General features: G+C 67.7%; 22 protein-coding genes. 16 read left to right on the forward strand and 6 right to left on the reverse strand.

The window, feature by feature from the left end:
* Window positions 1-61: 61 nt before the first annotated feature.
* The 6 genes from Aple_RS30350 to Aple_RS30375 all read left to right on the forward strand — a co-directional run bounded on the left by Aple_RS30350 (window position 62) and on the right by Aple_RS30375 (window position 6,015).
* Window positions 62-673 carry an SRPBCC family protein gene (locus Aple_RS30350; RefSeq protein ID WP_246264878.1) on the forward strand — a complete coding sequence of 204 codons (612 nt, stop codon included), beginning with the start codon at window positions 62-64 and terminating at the stop codon, window positions 671-673.
* A 315-nt stretch (window positions 674-988) separates the two neighbouring features.
* Window positions 989-1,747 carry a hypothetical protein gene (locus Aple_RS30355; RefSeq protein WP_155348137.1) on the forward strand — a complete coding sequence of 253 codons (759 nt, stop codon included), beginning with the start codon at window positions 989-991 and terminating at the stop codon, window positions 1,745-1,747.
* Window position 1,748: 1 nt separating this feature from the next.
* Window positions 1,749-2,948: a sensor histidine kinase gene (locus Aple_RS30360; protein ID WP_155348138.1), complete on the forward strand. Its 1,200-nt coding sequence runs from the start codon at window positions 1,749-1,751 to the stop codon at window positions 2,946-2,948.
* Between the two features lie 7 nt (window positions 2,949-2,955).
* Window positions 2,956-3,636: a LuxR C-terminal-related transcriptional regulator gene (locus Aple_RS30365; RefSeq protein WP_155348159.1), complete on the forward strand. Its 681-nt coding sequence runs from the start codon at window positions 2,956-2,958 to the stop codon at window positions 3,634-3,636.
* Window positions 3,637-3,822: 186 nt separating this feature from the next.
* Window positions 3,823-4,752 carry a DUF1996 domain-containing protein gene (locus tag Aple_RS30370; protein ID WP_155348139.1) on the forward strand — a complete coding sequence of 310 codons (930 nt, stop codon included), beginning with the start codon at window positions 3,823-3,825 and terminating at the stop codon, window positions 4,750-4,752.
* Between the two features lie 222 nt (window positions 4,753-4,974).
* A complete protein-coding gene (locus tag Aple_RS30375; protein WP_155348140.1) occupies window positions 4,975-6,015 on the forward strand; it encodes a trypsin-like serine peptidase in 1,041 nt (346 codons plus the stop codon).
* A gap of 11 nt (window positions 6,016-6,026) precedes the next feature.
* Here the strand turns inward: Aple_RS30375 and Aple_RS30380 are convergent, their stop codons facing one another.
* The gene (locus Aple_RS30380; protein ID WP_246264879.1) at window positions 6,027-7,493 is read right to left on the reverse strand and encodes an MDR family MFS transporter; all 1,467 of its coding nucleotides are present in this window, start codon (window positions 7,491-7,493) and stop codon (window positions 6,027-6,029) included.
* A 383-nt stretch (window positions 7,494-7,876) separates the two neighbouring features.
* Here Aple_RS30380 and Aple_RS30385 point away from each other — a divergent pair, with 383 nt between their 5' ends.
* A complete protein-coding gene (locus tag Aple_RS30385; protein ID WP_246264880.1) occupies window positions 7,877-8,971 on the forward strand; it encodes an ADP-ribosylglycohydrolase family protein in 1,095 nt (364 codons plus the stop codon).
* A 129-nt stretch (window positions 8,972-9,100) separates the two neighbouring features.
* Here Aple_RS30385 and Aple_RS30390 read toward each other — a convergent pair whose 3' ends face one another.
* Together Aple_RS30390 and Aple_RS30395 are read right to left on the reverse strand one after the other, a co-directional pair.
* Window positions 9,101-11,299, reverse strand: a complete 2,199-nt coding sequence (locus Aple_RS30390; protein WP_218038568.1) for an esterase-like activity of phytase family protein — start codon at window positions 11,297-11,299, stop codon at window positions 9,101-9,103.
* A 293-nt stretch (window positions 11,300-11,592) separates the two neighbouring features.
* Window positions 11,593-11,784, reverse strand: coding sequence for a hypothetical protein (locus Aple_RS30395; RefSeq protein WP_155348142.1), 192 nt, complete (start codon window positions 11,782-11,784; stop codon window positions 11,593-11,595).
* A 39-nt stretch (window positions 11,785-11,823) separates the two neighbouring features.
* Here Aple_RS30395 and Aple_RS30400 point away from each other — a divergent pair, with 39 nt between their 5' ends.
* Window positions 11,824-12,402: a dienelactone hydrolase family protein gene (locus Aple_RS30400; protein ID WP_155348143.1), complete on the forward strand. Its 579-nt coding sequence runs from the start codon at window positions 11,824-11,826 to the stop codon at window positions 12,400-12,402.
* Window positions 12,403-12,450: 48 nt separating this feature from the next.
* Here the strand turns inward: Aple_RS30400 and Aple_RS30405 are convergent, their stop codons facing one another.
* Together Aple_RS30405 and Aple_RS30410 are read right to left on the reverse strand one after the other, a co-directional pair.
* On the reverse strand, window positions 12,451-12,807 hold the full coding sequence (locus Aple_RS30405) for a hypothetical protein (RefSeq protein ID WP_155348144.1): 357 nt from the start codon (window positions 12,805-12,807) through the stop codon (window positions 12,451-12,453).
* Window positions 12,797-12,949: a hypothetical protein gene (locus Aple_RS30410; RefSeq protein ID WP_155348145.1), complete on the reverse strand. Its 153-nt coding sequence runs from the start codon at window positions 12,947-12,949 to the stop codon at window positions 12,797-12,799. The genes Aple_RS30405 and Aple_RS30410 overlap by 11 nt, the downstream gene beginning before the upstream one ends.
* 544 nt (window positions 12,950-13,493) lie before the next feature.
* Here Aple_RS30410 and Aple_RS30415 point away from each other — a divergent pair.
* The 4 genes from Aple_RS30415 (at window position 13,494) to Aple_RS30430 (ending at window position 15,961) form a co-directional block, all read left to right on the forward strand.
* Entirely contained in the window at window positions 13,494-13,835 is a 342-nt protein-coding gene (locus Aple_RS30415; protein WP_155348146.1) for a hypothetical protein, read from the forward strand.
* A complete protein-coding gene (locus Aple_RS30420; protein ID WP_155348147.1) occupies window positions 13,832-13,993 on the forward strand; it encodes a hypothetical protein in 162 nt (53 codons plus the stop codon). The genes Aple_RS30415 and Aple_RS30420 overlap by 4 nt, the downstream gene beginning before the upstream one ends.
* 213 nt (window positions 13,994-14,206) lie before the next feature.
* Window positions 14,207-14,374, forward strand: coding sequence for a hypothetical protein (locus Aple_RS30425; RefSeq protein WP_155348148.1), 168 nt, complete (start codon window positions 14,207-14,209; stop codon window positions 14,372-14,374).
* 138 nt (window positions 14,375-14,512) lie between these two features.
* A complete protein-coding gene (locus Aple_RS30430; RefSeq protein ID WP_155348149.1) occupies window positions 14,513-15,961 on the forward strand; it encodes an alkaline phosphatase PhoX in 1,449 nt (482 codons plus the stop codon).
* A gap of 39 nt (window positions 15,962-16,000) precedes the next feature.
* On the opposite strand, the gene Aple_RS30435 is transcribed toward Aple_RS30430, so the two are convergent.
* Entirely contained in the window at window positions 16,001-16,864 is an 864-nt protein-coding gene (locus Aple_RS30435; RefSeq protein WP_155348150.1) for a LysR family transcriptional regulator, read from the reverse strand.
* Between the two features lie 92 nt (window positions 16,865-16,956).
* On the opposite strand from Aple_RS30435, the gene Aple_RS30440 reads away from it, so the two are divergent.
* The 4 genes from Aple_RS30440 to Aple_RS30455 all read left to right on the forward strand — a co-directional run.
* On the forward strand, window positions 16,957-17,694 hold the full coding sequence (locus Aple_RS30440; RefSeq protein ID WP_155348151.1) for an SDR family oxidoreductase: 738 nt from the start codon (window positions 16,957-16,959) through the stop codon (window positions 17,692-17,694).
* Between the two features lie 346 nt (window positions 17,695-18,040).
* On the forward strand, window positions 18,041-18,859 hold the full coding sequence (locus Aple_RS30445; protein WP_246264881.1) for an SAM-dependent methyltransferase: 819 nt from the start codon (window positions 18,041-18,043) through the stop codon (window positions 18,857-18,859).
* Window positions 18,860-19,151: 292 nt separating this feature from the next.
* Window positions 19,152-20,330: a cytochrome P450 family protein gene (locus tag Aple_RS30450; protein WP_218038569.1), complete on the forward strand. Its 1,179-nt coding sequence runs from the start codon at window positions 19,152-19,154 to the stop codon at window positions 20,328-20,330.
* A gap of 190 nt (window positions 20,331-20,520) precedes the next feature.
* A partial coding sequence (locus Aple_RS30455; protein ID WP_155348153.1) for a DUF4062 domain-containing protein occupies window positions 20,521-20,988 on the forward strand: 468 nt, incomplete at its 3' end.

Here is a 20,988-nt window from a genome sequence, read left to right on the forward strand (position 1 = left end):
TAGAGGTGCTCGTGGGCAGGATGCGATAAATGTTCATGCCATGACAACGAGGCTTCTTCGCTTGTTAAGCGCTCCCCTGCTCGCCCTGTCCCTGGTGCTCTCGGTCATGGGCGCGCCGGCGCGGGCCGATACTGACGCCCAACTCGCCCGCGAGTGGCAGTACGCCTGGAACTTCTACAAGTTCTACCAGGTGGCCGACCCCCTCCCGGACGGTCGGGCCCGCAAGTCCCAGAGCATCTCCATCGTCATCAACGCGCCGCGGACCCGCGTCTTCAAGGCCTACTCCGACTTCGAGCACCACATCGGGGCAAACCCGTTCCTCGAGCGGGTGGTCACCCACTCCGACACGACCAAGCACGGCGTACGGACCAAGAACCTCACCGCGATCGAGGTGATCCCTCTTGAGCCGCCCGTCACGCTGAACACGCACGCCCAGCAGCGCCTCAACCTCACCAAGTACTGCTACGAGGTCGACTCGTGGTCCACAGGGAACATCGTGACCCACCAGAAGATCGTGTTCGAGAGCCTCGGCACGTCGCGCACCCGCGTGACCGAGAACCTGACCTTCGAGACGACCTCGGATCTCATCGACTTCACGCTGTCTCAGGGCGTGCTGGCGCACCAGGGCATCCAGCAGGGCCTGAAGCAGCGCATCGAGAGCGGCGAACTCTAGTCCAGCGGTACGGCCCGCGTCGCGGATCACGAACGACCGGTAGCCGTCCCTCGCGGTGGCCCGCCGCTGCTGCAGCGGCGGGCCACCGAAGCCATGGTCACCCGGTGCCGAGGCTCGGCGTCGATCGTCTGGGTCGAAAGTCCCAGGAGTTGGGACCGGTTGGACCCAGTTTCCGGGACGAGCGCGCTTACCTGCTGAATCGGGGCCGATGTCCGCGCGCGGTGGGCAGGTGGTGGCGGAAGATAGTCACTACTCCGATTTGCGCAGCAAGGACGTGGATGTGACTCCTGGTGATGTCGGGACGGCAGGTCGGCCATGAGCGCCGGTCGGGGTCCCATCGGCGGCCTTCCTCGCCCCAGGTCGGCCGCCCGTCTCGGTCAGCGGACGCGGTACGCCCTTCTCGTCACCGTGGTGATCTGCGTCGCCGTGGCCGTCCCGCCCCTGCTGATCCCCCGGCAGGATGACCGCGCGGAGGCTTCGGGCGCGCAGGGCTCGGTGCCCAGCGAGGTGCCGGTCCCAAGGATCAGCGCGAGCACTCCGCGTCCGACCCCCACGCCCGGACGCCCGCGCGTCCCCTCCTGCGCCGCCCCGCGAGGCTCGGCGGTCTTGGAGATCACGCCAGTCCCGGCCTGCTCGATCTACGCGTCGGCGCTCGGCACGGGCTGGCAGGCGTCCGGAAGCGGGACGAACGTCACACCCGGTCGCCCGGTGCCTGACAGCGACCAGATCGCCATCAGGATCCAGAAACGGACCAAAACCCGCGAGCAGCCCGCGACCGTGACGCTGCTGGCGGCCTCACCCGTGGCGATGGGCGCGGGCACCCGGCTGCGCCTGCGCGTCTACGGCGGCCGGCAGTACGGCACCATCCTCCGGTTGTCCGCCTCACCCTCGGCGGGGCGGGCGGGCGCCAAGACCGTGACGCTTCAGGCGCCCCCGGAGCGCTGGGCCGCCTTCGTCGTCCACGTGGGCGCCCTGTCGCCTGGGCGCCTGCGCCGGATCGACCTCGCCATCGCCACCGACCAGCTGCCGCAGGCGTACGAGTTCTACCTCGACGACATCACGCTGGGGAAGTGAGATGGCCGCGGCAGTCGGGCAGTTGCGGGTCGACGGCGTGGATCCGCTGGTCGCGCCCGCCGCCATCTGCCGCGCGGTGATGCTGGGCAGGGCCGCGGTCGTGCTCACCTCCGCCGGGGCCGGGCTGCTGCTGGTGGCCGGCACCTGGCGGGTGCTGTCGGTGATCGCCGTGACCGTACTCGCCACGGTCGCCGAGGTGACCGTGCTTACCCGGCACCCGGCCGTGGTCCGTCGCGCGCTGCCTGTCATCGGAGTGGACTGGCTGGCGGCCACGGGCATTCTGCTGCTGAGCAAGGGGGGCATGGCGTACTTCTGCTTCGCGGCCGGGTCCGCGGTGCTGGCCGGCGCGCTGCTCGGCATGCGCGCCCTGGGGATCTGGGCCGTCCAGGCCGCCTTCGGGTTCGCCGCCGCGGCGTGGGCTCTGCGGGCGACGCCGTACGCGCCGGACGTCGCCGCGTTCGTCATGGCGTTTCCCATGCTCAGCGTGCTCGCGGGTATGGGCGGGGCGGTGGCCGCCGCCGCGCTGGTGCGCTACGTCGAGCTGACGGTGGAGGTGGCGGCCTCCGCGCAGCGGTCCGCGGCGGCCGACGAACGGGCCCGGCTCGCCCGCGAGCTGCACGACTCCGTCAGCAAGACGCTGCGTGGAGTGTCGTTCGCCGCCCTGGCGCTCCCGTCGTCCCTGCGCCGTCACCCCGCCCTGGCCGAGCAACTCGCCGACACCGTCTCCCGGGGCGCCGAGGTGGCCGCGCGGGAGGCCAGGCAACTGCTGGAAGGGCTGCGCGGCGACGTGCCGGACCGATCCTTCGAGGACACCGTCCAGGAGGTCTGCCGATCCTGGCAGGACCATTCCGGTGTCGCCACGCGGGTGACGGTGGCGTGCGCGGAGCCCGGCGTCACCGTCCGGTACGAGATCGTCCGCGTGCTTCAGGAGGCGCTGACCAACGTGCGGCGGCACGCCTTCGCCTCCCACGTGACCATCCGACTGATCCAGTCCGGTGGTCTGCTGGAGCTGATCGTCGGCGACGACGGCATCGGCTTCACCATGCCCGAGGAGCTCGGCCGGTTGCAGTCACAGGGACATTTCGGGCTGGTCGGCATGGCGGAGCGGGCGCGGGCGGTCGGCGGCCACCTGCGGGTGCGGTCCTTCCCCGGGGCGGGCACCGTGGTCACGGTCTGCGTGCCGGTGTCCGTGACAACGTGATGAAGTGATGGATGTGAGCCAGGTGATCGACGTTCTGATCGTCGACGACAACCCGATCGTCCGCGCCGCCATGTCCGCGTTCCTGGGCGCCGACGACCGGGTTCGGGTGGTGGGCGAGGCGAGCAACGGGCACGAAGGGCTCGCGGTCGCCCGCCGGCTGCGTCCCACGGTGACCTTGCTGGACCATCGCATGCCCATCGCCGACGGGCTGTCGGTCGTGAGCGAGCTGAGCCAGTACACCAGGGTGCTGGCGCTGACCAGCGACTACACCGAAAGCCTCATCGCGTCGATGCTGCGTGGCGGCGTGCGCGGGTACCTGGTGCACGGCCAGTTCGATCCGCCGGAGCTGCTGCGCGCCGTGCTGGCCGTCGCCGAGGGCCGGGGCTGGCTCTCGCCGGTGGCCGCGTCGGTCGCGACCTCGCTGGTACGGGGACAGGCCGAGCGTGACCAGGAGCAACGCGAACGGGCCGAGCGGCGGCATGCCGTACAGACGAGGTTCGGGATCACCAGGCGCGAGCGCGAGGTGCTGAATCTTCTGGCCCAGGGGCTGAGCAACGCGTCCATCGCCATCCGTCTGGGCCTGACGGAGAAGACCGTGAAGAACCACCTCAACAGCGTTTTCGGCAAGCTCAACGTGAGCAGCAGGACCGAGGCCGTCCTGGTCTGGACCGGCGGCACGCGCACCTGACACGTCCGTGCGGCGGCCCGGGAATTGGGCCATGACGCTCGCCTAGTACGGGACTTTCTGCCTAAATCCACAGGCGTCTGGGTGGCTAACGTTCGACCCGCGCCACGCGATTCGCCCCCTGGTGACTCCACCGGCAGATCCGAACGCGGGCCTCGCCCCCGGCCGTCTCACTGCGAAGGAAAATCGATGTCAGACCACACGGTTCGCCCCAGCTCCGCGTCGCGGCGTCAATGGAGCCGGGCGGCCGGGACGGCTGTGCTCGCCTCGGGCCTGCTGCTGGCCGCGCACCCGTTCCTGCTTCCGTCCTCCGCCGCCGCCACGGGAAAGCCGACCGTGGCACCGACGTTCTCCGGACCGCCGCCGTTCGCCCAGTACCGCGAGATCCACGCCAACTGCAAGGTCACTCACCACCTGTCCGACGACCCGATCGTCTATCCGGGCCTACCGGGGGCGGCCCACAACCACACCTTCGCGGGGAACACGACCACGAACGCCAACTCGACCAGGTCCTCCCTGCTGGCAGGCGGGTCGAGTTGCCAGGACACTAAGGACAAGTCCGCCTACTGGATCCCCACGCTGTTCCAGAACGGCAAGGTGGTGGACCCGACAATCGTGACGACGTACTACAAGTCGGGCGTGAAGGACTACCGGACAGTCCAGCCTTTCCCCGCTGGTTTCCGGCTGATCGTGGGCGACATGCGCACGGCTTCCGCCGCGGACTTCAAGGGCAACTGGACCTGCGGCGGCAATACCTACAACACCTTCCCGAAGTCCTGCCCGTCCGGCAGTTCGCTGATCGTCCGACTGAAGGCTCCGAGCTGCTGGAACGGCCGCGACCTGGACACGGCCGACCACAAAAGCCACATGGCCTACCCCGTGAAAAACGTCTGCCCGGCGTCGTTCCCGATCCCGCTGCCGATGCTGGAAATCAAGGTCCCCTACAAGCTCCCCGGCGGGAAGACCGACGGCCTCGCCTACTCCTCCGGCGCGAGCTACTCCTTCCACTACGACTTCATGGAGGCGTGGGAGGGCGGACGGCAGGCCGAGCTGGTGAAGCACTGCATCAACGGCGGCCGCCAGTGCAACGGTTACGGGATCGACCAGCACAAGCCCTGACGGAAACCACGACGCGCGGTGCCTCCGTGCTCGATTGGAACGGCGTGCGCTCTCGGGGCGCACGCCGTTCACGAGGCCCCTGTATCGAACATGTGATCTAAAACTTCTAGGACCAGAGGCCCGGCCAAGGTTACGATCTTGCTGATCGCCGGCCGGGTTGATCGGCCGGCTCTCCGCTGACGGGGCGCCGAGACCGCCCCATGACTGGATGGGAGATCGATCTTGAGGCGTGCGCTGATCGCGTTAGGTGTCGGCTTGAGCGTGCTGGGTTCCGCGGTCGTCACCGAGCCGGCACAGGCCGCGAGTGTGGTGGTGGTCCCGTTGGCTCCCACGGTGACGGTGGCACAGCAGGTCGCGAGGTTCTGGCTCGCCGACGGAGCCGCCAACCTGAGGAACGCCACGCCATACGCCGTACGGACCGCGGTCAGCGGGGAACGCCTGTCGACGGACATCGCTCCGGACGGCCCTCCGGGTTCTATCCCGCCAGTGGAGGGGCCGGCCCAGCCGGAGGGGAGTATGCCCACGACCTCGGGCAAGGTGTTCTTCATCGGCAGCGACCTCCAGCCGCACTGGTGCACCGGCACGGCTGTGCAGTCGCCCTACCGGAACGTCGTCGCGACAGCGGCTCACTGCCTGTTGGACACCGAGGCCCCGGCCGGCCCGCTCGCCAACTGGGTCTTCGCCCCCGGCTACTCCGAGGGCATGACCCCGTTCGGCCTGTACGTCGGGAAGCAGGCCATCGCTCACTATGACTTCGACGACATCCGGGACTACGACCACGACTTCGCCTTCGTCAACGTGTACAGCGGTGTCGTCTTCTCTTCTCCGGACGTACTGACCAATGTCGGGAGGCTCGCCGACAACGTCGGCGGCCAGGGACTCGCGTTCAACCAGCCGCCCGCACCCACGGTCGACGTCTTCGGCTATCCCGCCGGCCCCAACCCCGACGGCAGTCGGCCCTACACGGGTGGCACCCTCGAACGGTCGACCGGGTCGACGTTCGCGATGAAGGTCACGGGCCTCCCCGCGAACCAGCCCATCGGCGTGGACTCCCCGTTCACCGGTGAAGGCTCACTCGGGTCCTCATGGCTGACCCATTACACGAGCGACAGCCGTACCGGCTATCTCAACGGCATCACGATCAGCGTTTCCGATACAGATGGCGACAATCGCTACGACACCGGCGTCTCGTCGTACTTCGACGGTGAGTCGTACTCGGTCTACCGAGCCGCCGCCACCCGCTGGAGCGGCTCAATCGCTTAACACCTGGGGTTTCAGTGGCCGTGTCCCCCGATCCCGCCGGCGTTGTCCGCTCGGGCCGGTAGGAGCAGGGCGGTGATGATCACGGCCACGGACAGCACCGCGCCGATGATGAAGGCGAGCCGCATGCCGTCGAGATTGGCGAGCGCCTCCGTGGCTCCCGTGGATCTGAGGGCATCGGCTCGCGCGCTCATCACAGTGATCACGAGCGCGGTGCCGATGGCCGCGGCGACCTGTTGCAGCGTGCCCAGGATCGAGCTGGCGTGGGAGTAGAGCGGCGGTGAAACCGCTCCGAGCCCGATGGTGAACACCGGGGTGAAGGTCGCGGCCAGACCCACCATCAGCAGCGCGTGCAGACCGAGGATCTGCCAGAACGGCATGGTCATCGTGACCTGGGTGAAGCCGGTGAGCGCGAGCGTGATCCCGATCGCGCCGGGGATGACCAGAACCCGGCCGCCGAACCGGTCGAACAGGCGGCCGACGGTCGGACCGAGCAGTCCCATCGCGAGGCCGCCCGGCATCACGAGGAGCCCGGTCTCCAGGGCGTTGAGCCCGCGGACGTTCTGCAGGTACAGCGGCAGCAAGACCATCGAGCCGAGCATCGCCATGAAGGCCATCGCCATCAGGATCAGCGAGACCGTGTAGGTGCGGTAGCGCAGGGTACGCAGGTCCAGCAGCGGCACGCCGCGCTTCTGCAACGACAGCTGCCGGACGACGAAGAAGGCGATGGCGACCAGACCGGCCGCCACGATCGCGACGGGGACACCTACATCACCGCCCTTGAACCGGCTGAGCCCGTAGACCAGGCCGCCGAAGCCGACGGCCGCGGTCACCACACTCAACCAGTCGATAGTGCTGAACTTAGGCTCTCCGACGTTCTGGAGCTGCTTCAACCCGCGCCATGTGATCACGGCAGCGATGGGAAGCACCACAACGAACAGCAGCCGCCAGGACCCCAATTGGAGGATCACCCCCGAGACCGCCGGGCCCATGGCGGGCGCGACCGAGATGGCCAGGGTGACGTTGCCCATCACCCGGCCCCGGTCCGACTCGGGCACCACCTGCATCAGCGTGGTCATCAGCAGCGGCATCATCACCGCCGTCCCGGACGCCTGGATGATGCGCGCGCCCAGCAGCACCTCGAACGACGGCGCGACCGCGGCCAACGCCGTGCCGAGCAGGAACAAACCCATCGCGGTGGTGTACGCGCTGCGAGTGGACACCCGCTGCAGGAACCACCCGGTGATCGGGATGACAGCGGCCATGGTCAGCATGAAGGCGGTCGAGAGCCACTGCGCGGTCTGCTCGTCGATGTGCAACGCGCCCATCAGACTCGGGATCGCGTTGATCATGATCGTTTCATTGAGAATGACCACGAACGTGGCGAGCACCATCAGCCGGATCACGGCCGGGGTGCGACCTGAAACGGCGGTCGCGGACTTGGCGGGTGGGTCGAGCTGGTCGAGCTGTGGGCTGGGCACGGTACCTCAATCGGGGTCGTCGTCGTCATTGCTGGTGTCCCAGCCTTGGGTCTCACAAGAAGGTTGCGACCATGCAAAGGATGCCTGGCACCACCGACAAAAACTCATCACCCGTCCCCAGCATTCCGACAAGCGATACGAAATGTCACCCGGTTTTCGCCAGCGGCAGACGACGAAGAGCCACCATCACGGACCTGGCGGCGGCCAGGCCAATCGGGCGGCGGGTGGCCCCGGCCGGCCAGCCCTGCCAGGGCTGGCCGGAGAGGTTCACCGGATAACGCTCAGCAGTACGAAACGGCGTGGCCCGAGCCGGTCTCGGAGGATCGCAAATGTCGCCTTCTGTCGCTACGGTCGGTCCAGCCGTGCGAGAGGGGATCATTGTGGTGAGCTATGCCGACCCGGGCGACATTCCATTCCGGACGAGGGTGCGCGGTTGTCTGCTCGGCGGGGCAATCGGCGACGCGCTCGGCGCGCCCGTCGAGTTCGACTCGATTGTCGCCATCCGCCGCAACCATGGCGAGGCGGGGCTGGCCGACCTCGTTCCCGACTGGCGCGGCGAGATCGGTCTGATCACCGACGACACCCAGATGACGCTGTTCACCGTCGAAGGGCTGATCCGCGCCCACGTACGGGTACGGGAGAGAGGCATCGGCGGCGGTGAGGTGGATGTCGTCCGCCACGCCTACCTGCGCTGGCTCGATACCCAGGAGCACCGCTCCCCGCCGCCTGCGGACGATCTCGTCCGCACCGGCCGGCTCCGCGAGCAGACGTGGCTTTACTCGCGTCGCGCACCCGGCAACGCCTGCCTGTCCGGCCTGCGCGCCGGCCCCGGCCCGATCGCTGCTCCCGGCGCGCCGGGGCCGGTCAATCCCGGCTCCAAGGGGTGCGGCACCGTCATGCGGTCCGCCCCGTTCGGACTGGCCACCGACGACCCGCACATGGCCTTCAAGCTTGCCGCCGACTGTGCCCAGATCACCCACGGGCACCCCACCGGCTACCTCGCTGCCGGGGCATTCGCGGCGATCATCTCCTTCCTGATCCAGGGCAGGCCGCTGGCGGAAGCCGTACACAACACCCTTGGCCTGCTCGACGGGCAGCCCGCGCATGAAGAGACCACCGCCGCGATCCAGGCCGCAGTCGCCCTGGCCGGCGATGCGGAGCCATCGCCGGAGGCGGTGGAGACGATCGGCGGCGCATGGGTGGCCGAGGAGGCCCTCGCGATCGGGGTCTACTGTGCGCTGGTGAGCGGCGACGACATCGAGCGGGCGCTGCTGCTGGCGGTCAACCACTCCGGAGACAGCGACTCCACCGGCTCCGTCTGCGGCAACCTCCTCGGCGCGCGGTACGGCGACGCGGCCCTCCCTCAGCGCTGGCTGTCCCGCCTGGAAGGCAGAGACGCCATCAGCGAACTCGCCGAGGACTTCACCACCCAGTTCACCGGTGGCCGCCTCCCGTGGGACAAGTACCCCGGATGCTGACCCATGACCGCAGGCAACGGCCAGGGTGGACAGCGCCGACCCGCCTTGAAGACGCCTGGTCACGCTCACCCCCGTCGGTGGATTGCCCGGTGTACCGGCTCCCGACGGGGGTGGCGCGTTAGGGATTCGTCAGTCGCGCAGGCCCGGCACGTCGATGACGATCACCTCGGTGTCGTCGGCGCGGCCCGGGATGCGTCCGTCGTTTCCGGGGAAGTTGTTGTCGTTGGCCACCACGACCCGGTCGCCCGACAGCGGCAGCACCGATTCAACCGACTGCAGCGGGAAGGAGAACAGTGCCCCGACCCCGTACTCGTTCGGCCGAGCCGGCGTGGACACGCCCTTCGGGTCGGCGATCCGCAGCAGGTCCACGGCGGTGCGGCGGGGCAGCACGCCGTCCGGCCCCGCAGCGTCGAGGTCGGTCACGACCAGACGCTTGATCTGCGAGCTCGGGCCCATGTTGTTGTCCCGCTCGATCAGCAGCAGCCGCCGGCCGTCGAGCACCGACGCGTCGCCGACGAAGAGCCCCGGGTCGTCGACCCGGAAGGACCAGGTACGACCGGTGTAGGCACCGGCCCGGACGTCGAACTCATAGACCACGCGCCGACGCTGGTCGGGATCGTTGATCTTGGCACCCTCCAGGATCGGGTACAGCGTCCAGCCGTCCTCGCTGGCGGCCATGGCCTCGAACCCTCGGCTGCCCGGCAGGGTGGGGCTTTCGCCCGGGGCCAGATCGGGCGACTGGGGAGACTTCGTGCCGTCCGGCAGCGGGATCGGCGCCCGCAGCACCTTGCCGGTACGGTCGGTGTTGACCAGGTACGGCCCGAACTCCTCACCGATCCACAGGGTGCCGTTCGCGTCCCAGGCCAGCGACTCGATGTCGAAGTCGGCCCCGGTCAGCAGCCGGTCAGGGGTGTCCTGGTTCACGATCGGGAACGGCACCTTACGGTCCGGGTCGCGGAAGCTGATGTGGCTGCGCACGTCGATCTCGCCGCTCCGGTAGTCCGGCTCGATGACGTACGCCCGCAGCAGGAAGTCGGCCGAGTTGTTCTTGGCCCCGAACCCGTTGTCCGGCATGGCGAGCAGACGGTTGGCGGACTTGGAGCCCCGGTTGGCCGGGATCACCGCAGAGAAGCCCGGGATCGGCTGGCCGGGGAACGGCGGGGTGATCCCGTTGACGGTGGTCGGCGGCAGCTGCGTCCCGGACACGGGGCCGGGCTGGTAGTCGGTCGCGGACAGCAACGCCCGGTCCCTCAACCGCGCCTCATCCGGAATCCGGACGCTCAGCTCGTACACCCGAGTGATCTGCGTCGCGCTGTTGTTGTCGTCGGAGATCAGGTAGAGGATGCGGGTGTCGTCCTCCAGCCGATCACCGAGGGCCATGCCCTCGATGTTGTCCAGCAACGGGTTCGGCTGGGGCTGCTTGGCGGTCGCCCCGGACGGCGGGCAGTTGACGAGGTCGGCCAGCAGGCGCTTGCCGAGCCAGGCGCGCGGGTCGGTCAGGGTGGACAGCGAGGCGACGCCGGAGACGTCCGGCACGCCGGTGGCGGAGACCCGGTACACCCGCACGGTGTTGCCCACGCCCGCGGTGAAGCCGCGCTCCAGCGCCAGGAGCTGGTCGTCGCCGAGCGCCACCAGTTCGACCAGCCCGAGGCCGGGGTCGGTGCGGTAGGCGTACTGGGCGGCCGGGGTGTAGGTGCCGCCGGATTGGCCTTCATACCGCAGGATCCGCTGCAGACCTGAGCCCGCCGCGTCGCGGCCGTCGGCCGATAGCGGCCCTTCCATTCCGGCGTACAGCACCCGGCCGTCAGAGGTGGCGGTAAGCGACTCGAAGGTCTGGTTGACCTGCGCCTCGCCTGCCGGGGTGACCCGGAACCTGGCCGGCACGTCGAAGGAGGCGACCTGCCGGCCGTCGGAGAGCCGGAACCGCCGGATCGACGGCTCGGTCTCGGAGCTGGCCAGGACGGTGTGGCCGTGTTGCTCGATGATGAGGCCCTCGCCGTCGAAGTCGGCGCCGGTGTACGGAACTCCGTCCGGCCGCCGCAGCGTCGTCATGTCGCGGACCTCGGCCGAGAAGGGCTTCTTCCCGCCGGTGGTGAGGGCGATGTCGTACAGGCGGGCGGGGACGGTGCCGGTGTTGTCCACGAGGGCCAGGGCGCGGTCATCGCGGAGCAGCGCCAAAGCGGACAAGCCCCCGACGGGGGTGCCCTCGAACGTCGTCTTGTCCAGGCTGTCGGTGAAGCCGCGCAGGCCCACGTCGGCCGAGCAGGGGACGCCGAGATCGGGTTTGGAATCGTGTGACGTCGCCGCGCCGGCTGCGGGGACGGTCACGCCGAGCATGGCAATGACCGCAGCGGCCGCGAGGGCCGGTGCGGGCCACCTTGTGCTGGGCACAAGTACCTCCGAAATTTGTAGTGCGGGTGAAGCAACCGCTCCGACTGAGCGAAGTCCCCGCAGCCCGCCAACGCAGAACCAGACATCAAACACCTCATGAATATCTGCGATCCCATGCGACTCCATGCTGGGATGCGGGGGTTGCCGGCTCAGGATCGCCCGGCGCCGTAGAAGACGAGCCTCGTCGATGGCAAGCCGGACCCGATGGCCTGGGAACACATTGGGAATGATCAGCCGAGATAGATCATCTCCAGAAACGGCCGGAGCCGGGGGAGGATCTCCGGAATGAAGAAAGCCCAGGTCATCGCAATGATGACCGGGGCTAAACCGTGCGCGGCCGAGAGGGCCGGTGGGTAGCGAGCCTGACTCAGCTTGTAGTCAGGAAGGCCCGTATTGATCGAGGACACCCGAATATGCTGCATTGACGGATCATTCATGTTGCCGGTGGCGGTCGGGGAGATATGGCGACTATTGTCCTGTTTCATCACATATTGGGGCTCACGCCGGGCATCACCGCGTTCGCCGATGAACTGCGCCAGGCCGGGCACATCGTCCACACGCCTGACCTCTTCGAGAGCCACACCTTCGACAGCATCGACGAGGGGATGGGTTACGTCCAGCAGGTCGGCTTCGGTGCGGTGATCGAACGTGGTACCCGAGCGGTCGAGAGCCTGCCCACCGACCTGGTCTATGCCGGCTTCTCGGTCGGTGTGCTTTGTGCGCAGAAGCTGGCTCAGACTCGATCGGGCGCGCGGGGCGCGCTGCTGTACTACGCCTGTGTGCCGCTCTCGGAGTTCGGCGACGCCTGGCCGGACGGCGTGCCGGTCCAGGTGCATGGCATGGACGCCGATCCCATTTTCGTTGGCGAGGGCGACATCGGTTTCGCTCGGGAGGTGGTCGAGTCGGCCGGGCAGGGCGAGCTGTTCCTCTATCCCGGCGACCAGCACTACTTCGCCGACCGCACGCTGCCTTCCTACGACCCGGACGCCGCCGCGCTGCTACTTTCCCGCACGCTGGCTTTCTTGAGGTCCGTCGCGTGACGAGCTTGCTGGTACGGCTGAGCCCCATCCCCGCCGTCCGAGGTCGGGCTACGCCCGCACGTACTCGTTGACCACCAGCCCATCAGCGTCGCGTCGAACCGCGACCCGTCGGCGGTGAGGCCGAGCATCTGCAGCCCCACCGACGAGGTGGTCGGGGCGCTGGTCGACGGGCTGCTCTGACCCGGACCAGCCAGACCAGCCGTATCTGCCGCAACGGGCGCAGCTCCTGGGGAACGTGCCGGCCCTGCCCACCCTCGGGGCGGAACTCCCGGCCAGCATCCTCGTCTTGGTCGGCTTCCCCTCCACCAGGGCCCGATCCAACCAGATCGGGGAGTGCTGGACCCGCACGTACTCATTCACCCGCGCCTCGGCGAAGGAGACCTCGTCCTGGCGATCACTCCCCATGCGGAGATTTGTCATCATCACCAGAGGTGCGCTTCTTCCTTGCATTATTTAGTTGAATGAATGAAACTACGGCGCTTGGAATGCTGATAACTAACGCAATGACACTGGCGGCGTTACCAGCCGCCTCGATGAAGTCACTCACGGGTCGGGCCCTTCCGCTGCCCGCACGTCGGATAGATCAGGAGAGACCTCCGACAGCGGTCACGCATACTCGCGATGAACACACTGTCGGAGGTCTCTCCCGCCGTTGCGAAGCTCAGCGGCCAACAGCCCCGGGCCCTCTAGGCCGTGCTGACGGGACTGTCGCGAAGGGATACTCCCCCCCAACAACTCCATGGTAGCCGAACTAATGAAGAGTGAGAAGAAGTTGGCCGCCTGGCGCCGAATACGAAGAAGACCCAGCTAAACCACAACCGATGGGAGAACTGTTTGACCCACCCCAAATCCGAACCCCCGCTCACCTTTGACGAGGTGGCAACCTGCCTGCGCATGCCTGTACGACCGGTGGCGCGCCTGGGGCGTGCCTTTCTGCAAGATCGGCCAGCAGCTCCGCTGCGACGTCGACGACCTGCGCGCCTGGCTCGTCCAGACCGCACCGCCTAACCACGCCACGGCGCATGGCCCTCGCGGAACCCGCCGCGAGAGCCATCGTCATTCCATCCCGAAACAAAGGAGCGAACCAACTCTTGGCATCCATCAAGCGAATCCGGCTCGGCAACCTCAAGAACGGCAAACCCCCGCGTCATGTGGCGCGACCCGGACGGCAAGCAGAAGGCCAAGAACTTCCGGCTGCCGAAGCCTTCCGCGCCGAGATCGAGGCCGCCAAGAACAAGGGCCAGTACCTCGACCCGCACGCGGGCAAAATCCTCTTCCGGGACTACGCGGAAAGTGGCTCGCGGCGAAGCGGACGACAAGGGGCACTCGGGACGTTCACCGCCTACATCAAACGCCTGAAAGGCCACATCCGACCTACATTCGACAATTCCTCTGGCGAGGGTCAGCGGCAGCGACATCCAGGATTGGGGTGAACGAGGACAACTCCCAGCTCAGAACCGATACAGCGCCACGAGCCAGTTTCCGCAACCTGGCGATCAGCACGATCCACCTGGCCGGACGCGCCAATATCGCTCATGCCCGCCGCGATCTTCTCGACCACGATGCCGTCTTCTCCGCCTACAACCTCTGATCAGCAGATTGGACAGAACACAACAACGCCGGGGCCGTGGACGCGACCGCAGGACGGAGGACGGGGCCGATGACCGCCTGGTCCTGACCGCGGTTTCGTGACCGCCACCGGCCGCACCTGCGCCGAGCGGCCGTCAGGGGGTTTGACCTGCGTCTATGGTCGGCATGGGTGGTGAATCTAATTGATCATTTCGCGCGCGCTTCGCACAGGAACATGCATCTCTCTTCGTCCTTCGTCGCGAACTACCGCCGTTGCGTCAGCTACGCCAACCGGTGGGGCTTCGCGATCTACCTGGCCGGCAAAGACGGACACGAAGACTCGCTCCTGCCCAGCGGCCATCCAGTCGGCACCGCTGAGGGCGTCCTCGACTGCGTCTGCTAACTCAACGACCCAACGCCTGACCGGTGAGTAACCCTCATTCTTTGCTCCGATATCGCCGATCCATCACATAAATGACGCGTCGGTGTCGGTCCGTGTCGGCAAAGTCGCTCTAATCGTCTTGAACAGGAGCTAACCTACGTGTCTCCCTCTCGCCGTACCCTCCTCGCAGGCGGCGCCGCCGGCGTAGGCCTTGCCGTCGCCGGTAGCATCCCGTCCCTGGCCCAGTCCCACCCGGGCCGGCCCCGCCCGGTTGGAGCCGACCACGTGCCCTTCCCGCCGCTCGTGGACGACCCCGACGGCATCCTGGCCCTGCCTGTGGGCTTCAGCTACACCGTGGTTACCCGGACCGGCGTCACCCGGCTCGACGGCGGCCAAGGACTGACCCCATCCGACCACGACGGCATGGCCGTCTACGACGCCGGCCGCGACCGTTACACGCTGATCCAGAACCACGAGATCGACCCGGGCGCCGAGTTCGGCGTACCGCACATCAAGGGCACTGTCTACGATCCCGGCGCCGTCGACGCCGGCGGTTGCACCGTGATCAGGACTGACCGCACGGGCCGCAACCGCGGTGAGTTCGTCGCCCTCTCCGGCACCATCTCCAACTGCGCGGGCGGGCCCACCCCTTGGGGGACGTGGCTGACCTGCGAGGAGGCCGAGGACCGGGCCGGAGACGACTGGGAGGAGGACGGCCGGTCCGGCGTCTTCCAGAAGGATCACGGCTACGTCTTCGAGGTCTGGGCCGACGGCAGCGCGGACCCGAGGCCGATCAAGTGCCTGGGCCGCTACGCCCACGAGGCCCTGGCGATCGACAAGGACCGCACCAGGATCTACCTCTCCGAGGACGCCGACGAGCCCAACGGCCTCTTCTACCGCTGGACCGCCCCCCGCGGCGTCAAGCTCGGCCCCGGCGTGCTCACCCGCCTCGCTCCGAACGCCGGCGTCCTCGCCGCGATGCAGATCATCATGGACGACGGCTCGGTGCTGCCGGACGTCGCCTACCTGACCTCCGCTCAGCTGGGCCGTCCCTTCCCCGTACGGTGGATTGAGGTGCCTGAGCGCGACGCGCAGACCACGCCCGTGCGCGAGCAGTTCACCGATGGCCAGGTCACTCGCGGACGCAAGTTCGAGGGTGTGTGGGGCACCGACGAGGGCGTGTACGTGGTCAACTCCTACGCGTGGGAAGAAGGTGAGCTCCCGGCTGACGCGGCTCCGCACGACGGCATGGTCTGGTTCTACAACTACCGGGCCCAGACCATCCAGCTGGTGACGTACTTCCCGCACCAGACCGCGTCGGAGGAGGGTACGCCGGTCAAGTACAACGACCTCACCTTCGACGGCCCGGACAATGTGACCGTCACCCCGTGGGGAAGCCTCGTGCTCGCCGAGGACGGCTCGGGCGCCTCCCACGTGCTCAGCGCGATCCCAGGCGGCCCGACGTACGCGATCGCCCGCAACCAGCTCAACGACTCAGAGTTCTGCGGACCGACCTTCACCGCCGACGGCAAGGTGCTCTTCGTCAACATGCAGGACCCCGGCCTCACCTTGGCCATCACGGGTCCGTGGGAGAAGTACCTCGGCTAGCCAGATCGACCGTGGGGTCAGGCGATCCGCCTGGCCCCACTACAGTCGGGTGGCCGTGCGGATCAGTCCGGCGAGGGCGAGGGAGCGGCTGTGCGCGGGCCAGGCGATGTGGGTGACGACGGGAGGCGCGTCGGTCAAGGGGACGGCGGTGTGCTCGGCCCATAGCCAGGCGCGGGCAGAGTCGGGGAGGACGGCCACGGTGCGTCCGAGGGCGATCAGCTGGGCCAGCTGTGTCTGGTCGCGGATCTCGGGCCCCGGGCCGGGCGGGTAGGTGCCGTAGCTGGGCCAGCGGGCGAGTGGAAGACCGGGGACGTCGCTGACGTCGGCCAGTGACAATGACGCGCGCGCGGCGAGAGGGTGTGCGGCGGGCAGGATGGCGACCTGCCCCTCGGTCATCAGTTCCTCGCTGTCGAATCCGGCGAGGGAGTTGAACGGCGTGTGCATCAGCGCCACGTCAGCGCGGCCGTCGCGCAGCAGGCCTTCCTGCTCGCAGAAACCACACAGCAGCACCTCGATCTCGGCGGCGTCGAGCTCGGCCGCGTAGGCGTCGAGAAGCTTTTGCAGCAGTTCGTGAGAGCCGGCGGCTTTCACGGCCAGCACCAGGCGATCGCGGGGGCCACCCGGACTATCGGCGCCACCGGCGCGACGGGCACGTCGAACGGCGGCAGCGGTCGCGTCGAGGGCCGCGCGGCCCTCGTACAACAGCACCTCTCCCGCACTGGTCAGGGAAACGCCGCGGCGGTTGCGTTCCAGCAGGGAGACGCCGAGGCGCCGCTCAAGCTGCTGGATCGCCCTGGACAGCGGCGGCTGGGCCATCCCGAGGCGCTCGGCGGCACGGCCGAAGTGCAGTTCCTCGGCGACGGCCACGAAGTACCTCAACTCACGGGTCTCCAAGGCGTCCACGCTCAGAGCATACGCTGTGATACCCGCCAGGTATCACAGGCCACCGTATCGGTGTTGGCCGCAGCGCTCGTCCGCGGGCGAGCATCGACGGCATGAGCGAAACGAAGATCGCGCTGGTGACCGGCGCGAACAAGGGAATCGGCTACGCGATCGCGGCCGGACTGGGCGCCCTCGGCTACCGCGTCGGCGTGGGAGCCCGCGACAAAGCCCGACTCGAGACCGCAGTCGAAAAGCTGCGCGCCGGGGGCGTGGACGCGTTCGCAGTGCCGCTGGACGTGACCGGCGCCCAGAGTGTCACCGATGCCGCAAACCTGGTCGACCGGCAGGCCGGACGCCTGGACGTCCTGGTCAACAACGCCGGCATCTCCGGAGAAATGGGCCCCGGCTGGGTGCAGGACCCGACCACGCTCGACCTCGACGTGGTCCGCACAGTCGTGGAGACCAACGTCATCGGCGTCATCCGGGTGACCAATGCGATGCTGCCGCTGCTACGGCGCTCGACGTCGCCACGCATCGTCAACGTCTCCAGCAGCGTCGCCTCCCTGACCCGGCAGGCCGACCCGGACATCGCGATCGGCCCCATCATGGCGGCCTACTCGCCGTCGAAGTCGTTCCTCAACGCCGTCACCGTGCAGTACGCCCGCCAGTTCGCCGGTACGAACATCCTGATCAACGCCGCCTGCCCGGGCTTGGTCGCGACCGACTTCACCGGCTTCTACGGAGCCCGCACACCCGAACAGGGTGCGGCCACCGTGATCCGGCTCGCCACTCTGCCCGACGACGGCCCGACCGGTTCGTTCTTCGAGGACGACGGCGTCATCCCTTGGTGACATCCACGCGCTTCAGCTCACAAAAGATCACCCAGACACGACGAAGGGCGTCCTTCCGAAGGAAGAACGCCCGTTCAAAGGTGGAGCCGCCTTGGGGAATCGAACCCCAGACGTGCCAAGATCCCCTGTAAGCGTGCTTCCGCCCCTGCGAGCTTCGCGCACTGTATGCCCGCTGCGTGCTGATCCTGCTCGGTCTTCGCCGCGGTGAACCCCTGGGACTGGCCTGGGACTGTGTGGACCTCGCAGGGGAACAGCTGTCAATATCCCGGTAGCTCACTTGCGGGGCCAGTTCACGTCGGATCCAGACGAACCATGTGGACGCTCTTGAGGAAGGATTCGGAAACAGGTGACCACGGACAGCTCAGTCCAGTCGGGCGGCATCGACCCCTCCGTCCCCACTGCTGCGGGCATGTACGACTACTACTTGGGCGGCAAGGACAATTCCGCAGCCGATCGCCGAGCCGCGAACAAGGTGCTCGCAGCGGCTCCCGAGGTAATTCTCATGGCACGGGAGAACCGTGGGTTCATCCAACGTGCAGTGCGATTCCTAGCCCGCGACGCGGGCATCCGGCAATTCCTCGACATCGGCAGTGGCCTGCCCACCCAAGGCAACGTCCACGAGATCGCCCAAGCTGAGGCGCCAGACGCACGCGTGGTCTACGTCGATAACGATCCGAAGGTGCTGGCCCACTCGCGCGCCTTGAAGACCACCGAATCCAAGACCACGAGCGTGATCACGGCGGACCTGCGCGACCCTGATGCCATCCTCAACCACCCCGACACCCGGGCGCAGATTGACTTCGACCAGCCAATGGCCATCCTGCTGGTGGCCGTCCTTCACTTCATCGACGACGAAACCGACCCGTACGCGATCGTCGCCCACCTCCGCGACGCTATGGCCCCGGGTAGCTACCTTGTCATTAATCACGCCACCGCCGACGCCAGGCCGGACAACGCTGGTGGCGCCCGCGACGTCTACAAGAACACCAAATATCCGGCCACACACCGCTCGCGCGATCAAATCGAACGCTTCTTTGACGGCGTACACCTCATCGACCCCGGCCTGGTGTTCGTTTCCGAATGGCGGCCCGACACCAAAACCGACATCACTCCGGAGGAGGTCTGGATACTCGGCGGTGTAGGCCGAAAGCCGACTGTGGAATAACGCGGTATCCAGCAGTGGACAAAGAACCCGCGTGCTGTCGAACGGCCAAGGTCGGCGCGCACCCCCGTGATCCCTTCCCGCGCGCTCGACCGCCTCTTCACGCCCTACCGCTTTGGCCTGGTTAGGTCAAGTAGTCCATACCATGGTGCGGCGGCGTTACCATCTGGCTCCCGCCCGAACCGGAGGGCCGCGGAGTCGGCGGAAGCCTCCGTGCACTTTCCAGCGAGAAGAGCACCATATGTCGACCTCGTCCGCTCCCAGGTGTCCGGTTCTCGATCCCATGGCCCGTGCGATGCACGCGGAGGCTGCCACGTTACGCGCCCAGGGGCCGGCGGTGCTCGTCGAGCTTCCGGGGCCTGTCTATGCCTGGTCGGTTACCCGGCACAGCGTCATTCAGGCGTTGACCGGTGACCCGCGCGTCTCGCGTGATCCCCACCGGCACTGGCCCGGTCTGGCCGACGTGCCCGAGGGCTGGCCGCTGGCCACGGGCGTGCTGAATCAGAGCTTCCTCAACGCCTACGGCGAGGAACACCGTAGGTCCCGGCGCCGCATCGCCCCGTCGTTCTCGCCGCGGCGGGTCGAGCAGATACGTCCGCACGTCCAGGCGACCGCGGACCGCCTGGTCGAGGAGCTCGCCGTCCTGCCGCCTGGGGCTACGGCCGACGTACGGCAGGCCCTGGCACTGCCGCTGACCATGACCGTCATCACCGACCTGTTCGGCGTTCCGGACCACCTGCGCGAGAAGCTCGGCGCCGCGATCGACGCCACTCTGGATTGGACGGCCGACCCGGAGCAGGCGCTGGCCGCCCAGGCCGAACTCCACAATCAGTTCACCGAGTTTCTGCGGTACAAGAGAGAGCATCCGGCCGCCGACCTGACCAGCGACCTGCTCCTGCCGTCCGAGCCCGACGAGGAGCCGATGCCGGAACCCGAGCTACTCGCCACCCTCTACGTCACGATCGGCGCGGGCTACGAAACCGCCGTCAACCTCATCACCAGCGCCGTCCAGTCCCTGCTCACCCACCCCGAGAACCTCACCCGGATCCGCGAGGGAACCATCAGCTGGGAGGACGTCGTCGAGGAGACGCTGCGTGCCGATGGCCCGGTCATGCACCTCCCGCTGCGTTACGCCATCGAGGACATCGATCTCGGCGAGGGCGTCATCATCAGTAAGGGCGACCCGATCATCATCGGCTTCGCCGCCGCCGGGCGCGATCCGGATCTCCACCCGGACCGCCCGGACCACTTCGACCCCACCCGAACCAGCAAGGAGCACCTCGCGTTCGGCCATGGACCCCACTTCTGCCTCGGCGCGCACCTCGCTCGTCTGGAGGCGGAAGTCGCCCTGACCACGCTGTTCAAGCGCCTGCCGGACCTCGCCCTCGCCCACCCCGGGGAGCAGCCCGCCCGCATGCCGTCGTTCATGATCAACGGCCCCATGAGCCTGGAGATCGTTCCCCATCCAGCGTGACGTCACGGAAGTCGCCGATCATGCCGTCGGCTTGATCGGCGAATGGCTCGTATCGACGAGATTCGGAGCCACCTGGCCCCAGTCATATCCAGCCGGGAATTCCCGTCTACAGGCTGCGGATCTCCTCTACCCGGTCTCCTTACCAGCACAGCGCCAGTGCCCCGTGAATGCAACGGATATTGTCGGGACCATGGCTGACGCGCTGCCGCTCCGCATTTTTCTGGCCTCGCCCGGCGATCTCCCAGACGAGCGCCAAGTTGTTCGCGCATGCGTCGACGAGTACAACGCTCGTCGCAGAGGCGAGAGCAACGTAACCTACGAAGTCGTCGGTTGGGAGCGCGTGCGAGGCACTGCCCGACGGCCTCAGGAGGCGATCAACGAACTCATTGAGGAAAGTCACTTCCTGGTCGCACTGTTCAAAGGGTCTTGGGGTAGCGAGCCGGGCAGCCCCTGGGGATACACATCCGGTAGCGAAGAGGAGCTCTTCACGGGCCTGCTTGAACTTAGCCGTGCTGAGCAGCCGATGCGGGACGTGTGGGTGGCCTTCCTCCAGCATCCTTCGCCCGCCGAGCGGATCGTGAAGCTCCGAGAGCAGGTGTCCCGGTACCACACGATGATGTATGAGGCCATCGTGGACATCCGTGAGCTCAAGACCAAG

Source organism: Acrocarpospora pleiomorpha (assembly GCF_009687885.1).
In the GTDB taxonomy this organism is placed as follows: Bacteria; Actinomycetota; Actinomycetes; order Streptosporangiales; family Streptosporangiaceae; genus Acrocarpospora; species Acrocarpospora pleiomorpha.

Coding starts and splice junctions, on each gene's coding strand:
- Aple_RS30365 (WP_155348159.1), top strand. CDS start 2,956: ATGGATGTGAGCCAGGTGATCGACGTTCTGATCGTCGACGACAACCCG.
- Aple_RS30450 (WP_218038569.1), top strand. CDS start 19,152: ATGCACGCGGAGGCTGCCACGTTACGCGCCCAGGGGCCGGCGGTGCTC.
- Aple_RS30440 (WP_155348151.1), top strand. CDS start 16,957: ATGAGCGAAACGAAGATCGCGCTGGTGACCGGCGCGAACAAGGGAATC.
- Aple_RS30360 (WP_155348138.1), top strand. CDS start 1,749: ATGGCCGCGGCAGTCGGGCAGTTGCGGGTCGACGGCGTGGATCCGCTG.
- Aple_RS30355 (WP_155348137.1), top strand. CDS start 989: ATGAGCGCCGGTCGGGGTCCCATCGGCGGCCTTCCTCGCCCCAGGTCG.
- Aple_RS30400 (WP_155348143.1), top strand. CDS start 11,824: ATGGCGACTATTGTCCTGTTTCATCACATATTGGGGCTCACGCCGGGC.
- Aple_RS30405 (WP_155348144.1), bottom strand. CDS start 12,807: ATGGGGAGTGATCGCCAGGACGAGGTCTCCTTCGCCGAGGCGCGGGTG.
- Aple_RS30395 (WP_155348142.1), bottom strand. CDS start 11,784: ATGCAGCATATTCGGGTGTCCTCGATCAATACGGGCCTTCCTGACTAC.
- Aple_RS30370 (WP_155348139.1), top strand. CDS start 3,823: ATGTCAGACCACACGGTTCGCCCCAGCTCCGCGTCGCGGCGTCAATGG.
- Aple_RS30425 (WP_155348148.1), top strand. CDS start 14,207: ATGCATCTCTCTTCGTCCTTCGTCGCGAACTACCGCCGTTGCGTCAGC.